A 3397-nucleotide genomic window follows, 5' to 3' on the forward strand; every position below is an offset into this window, starting at 1 on the left:
TCTATATGTTGTGGATGTGAACAATTATCGTATCCAGAAATTTTCCACCAACGGAACATTCATTCAGGATATTGTTCCAGATACCAGAACCGGGTCACAAAAAATCCGGATGAATGGACTTTCTCTTTCATCCTCCGGTGATATCTATACCACGAACTCGTATGGAAACGCTATCATCAGACTTGATCCATCAAAAGGGAAGAGCCGGGACCAAATCCATGATGGCCATAAGACAGAATCGCCAAAGCCCCTGTTCTTTTCCCTGTTCTCACTGCTTCTGGATCTGATCGATCTGGAAAAACTGATGCAGTCAGATGACGATTTGGGATCATTCCTATGGGACGTTTTTAATGGAACGCAGCCGACAGTTACACCTGAACTGATCAGGTTTACCCATTCCTCCTTGTGGGGATTGCCATCTTCAGACCCTGGTGGTCTCTTGCTTCCCGGCGGGGTATCAGTCGGGCCTGACGGAAGTATTTTCATTGCAGATTATGGCCATCACCGAATCCAGAAGTTCTCTGCTGATGGAGTATTGCTCGGGGTCTGGGGTTCGAAAGGATCAGAACCAGGTGCCTTCTTCAATCCCTCTGACGTAGCAGCTGACAAATCCGGGTACGTATATGTTGCTGATACGAACAACCACCGGATTCAGAAGTTAACTGCTGATGGACAGTTCATCCTGCAATGGGAGCTTCCGGCTCAGGACGAAATCAGGCTAGCCAGACCCACCAGTGTCGCGATTGATACAGAAGGCCTCGTATATGTGACCGATTATGCAAATAATAAGATCTTCAAATACTCGCCTGACGGGGTTGAACTCTACAGATGGGGCATATATGGCAATGTGGGAGGTCATCTCATGGGACCGTATGGTATTACGGTCAGGAATGAGATGGTGTATGTCACGGATCTGCTCTCGTCGTGTATCAAAGTATATGACACGAAGGGGAATTTCATCTCCACCTGGCGTGTACATGGTTCGGATGCGGGGGATCTTGATGAACCTGAAGGGATCAGCATCGATCCTGATGGAAATATTCTGGTTGCGGATCGGGGCAATAACCGGATCCAGATCTTCAGCCCGCAGGGAGGAGTCCTCTCAAACGGGACGATCCCGGTTATTCCCGGATTGAAACATCCTGCTGATCTGGTATCCCTGGATGACAAGAAGATTCTGGTGAGTGATACGGGAAATAACCGGATCGTGATACTGGAGTATCAGTCGTTCAAGCCTGATGATCTCCCTCTGGATGAACAGTATGCACGGTTCAGCCAGTCGATGGACGATTGGTGGAATAAGACCTGGGAGGCGATCCGCACGTATGAGCCGTAATAACCTGATCGAAGGTTCTTCGCTCATCCAGGCGAGCAGGAATCAGTGGAGCGGCTTCCACCCTTCAGCAAATCTCAAACCAGTACCGATCACCACAAATGAGGATCATCGCGATTCTGATAATGCGAACACTGGAATCAGACACCTTTCATCTGACAGACAAAAAAGGATCAGATGCTGATCTTTCTGAACAGAAATGAACCGATGATCGTCATGATACAGGCCGTCGATGACCAAAAAATGATGGCCGGACTGATCTGCGAGACTCCGGTCAGCCAGTACCTGATTCCTTCTACCCCGTAGATGAGAGGGTCAAATATGGTTATCGGTCCGAGCCATCCGGGGAGTGAACTTATCGGAAACATAGCCCCTGAAAGACCGAATATCGGGAAGATGACACAGTTCATGATCCGTTGAAACCCGGTCAGATCCTCCATTCTCAATGCTATCGCGATACTAAAGGCAGTAAATGAGATCCCGATTAGGATCATGAACCCGAGTGCTATCAAAAAACCGAAAATGCTCTGCACGTTCACCCCCAGAAAGAGCGGGAAGACCATGATCATTATGGCCTGAATCACTGCTGTCGTATCTCCTCCAAATGTCTGTCCAAGGATGATCTCCATTCGTGATACCGGAGCAACCAGAGTCTCTTTTAAAAATCCAAACTTTTGTCCCAGATGATCTGAATACCCGAAAAGACCGAGGTGAAGAGCACGCTCATTGCAACCATACCGGGTATGAGGAACTGGATGTAATTTTCCCCAAGGGTTTGGCCTGATTATCAAGTGCATATAAAATAGAGAATGTCACAAAATTCTGAATTTCTTTCGAGGAAGATAATACGAACATTCAGAACAATTTCAAAATTCTTAATTATTAGTAATTCAGTACAACTGAATAAGATGCATATGAGTATAATAGTCGACAAGTATAACCAGATTATACCACTGGCAATTATTGTCAAAAATGCATCAGATTGATCATACTATACATGCGGGAGTACGATGAAGAGATTAGCGTATCTGATAATTCTGACCCTATGCCTCAGTATTCTGCCGGGCCTGACACTCGCGGATTCTGATCTGGCATATGATCTCGGATCCCGGGCAGCCACGGTTGCAATGGACCTTCTCAAGTTCGAACCTGGTGACGAGAACATTCTCGCCCTCACCAATGCCGGACATGCACAGATCAAGGGAGAGACCACCGAGCGGGCACTCTCTGGCATAACCGAGGTATCAGGCCTCCAAACCGGGGACAGTAACCTCTTCCAGGTGAACCGGCCGAACTGGAAACCACTCTGGTTCTACTTCTTCAACAAAGAGACCGGCCTTGCAGCCTACATGGAGGTCGATGCCACAACCAACAGCATCAGCGGAGAGGAACGTGCATCCCTCCCGGCTGACAAGGTATTCTCCCAGATCTCGCTGATGATGGTGGACCTGGACACCATGCTCGCGAGGCCGGATGATGCAAATGCCACATTTACCAAGAAGAAATTCAGTGGCAACGAATTCTCCCTGATAGGACTCTCAAATGTCTGGGCAAAGGGGGCATCATACGACTTCATGAACGCAGCTGCATTCCATGACCACCTCTGCCCAGGTGTTACCTCAGGGTACATGATCATCAAGTACGTGGAGAAGAACCTCCCGATCACCAACACCTCAGAGACCTACATCGATATCGGAAGCCCGAACTGGTGCAAAGAGGATGCCTTCCAGATGATCTGGGATTCTACCCCGGGAAAGAACAGCCAGTTCGTGATGGCCTTAAGTGCTGAGGATGAGGCAGCACTCAAAACAAAATACGGAACCAGACCGGCAGGGATCATCATCCGCTGGAATGATGCCGCAAAGAAAGGAACCGGAGTTGCTCTTGGGTTTGACTTTGACAAAGTCAGTGATGAGACCGGAGTTACCAACTGGACCGGGCCCTCATGGGCTCCTAAACTGATTGAGGATATCGGGATGATGCCAATGGTAGACAAACCCGAGAATTACATCACCACACTCAAAGAGTTCCCGGTTGATGAAGCAAACCTGACAAAACTGAAGA

3 protein-coding genes are annotated in these 3397 nt (G+C 48.3%); 2 read left to right on the forward strand and 1 reads right to left on the reverse strand.

Annotated elements, in window-relative coordinates:
- Positions 1 to 1336: NHL repeat-containing protein (locus LUQ50_RS15875; protein ID WP_300041419.1), on the forward strand; the 1336-nt coding region annotated here is incomplete at its 5' end.
- A gap of 170 nt (positions 1337 to 1506) precedes the next feature.
- Here the strand turns inward: LUQ50_RS15875 and LUQ50_RS15880 are convergent.
- A complete protein-coding gene (locus tag LUQ50_RS15880) occupies positions 1507 to 2130 on the reverse strand; it encodes an ABC transporter permease (protein WP_367279029.1) in 624 nt (207 codons plus the stop codon).
- 213 nt (positions 2131 to 2343) lie between these two features.
- On the opposite strand from LUQ50_RS15880, the gene LUQ50_RS15885 reads away from it, so the two are divergent.
- Positions 2344 to 3397 (forward strand): FmdE family protein (locus LUQ50_RS15885; RefSeq protein WP_300041421.1); only part of this gene is annotated, 1054 nt, incomplete at its 3' end.

This window comes from Methanospirillum sp. (assembly GCF_028679455.1).
Classification (GTDB): Archaea; Halobacteriota; Methanomicrobia; order Methanomicrobiales; family Methanospirillaceae; genus Methanospirillum.

Coding starts and splice junctions, on each gene's coding strand:
- LUQ50_RS15880 (WP_367279029.1), bottom strand. CDS start 2,130: ATGCACTTGATAATCAGGCCAAACCCTTGGGGAAAATTACATCCAGTT.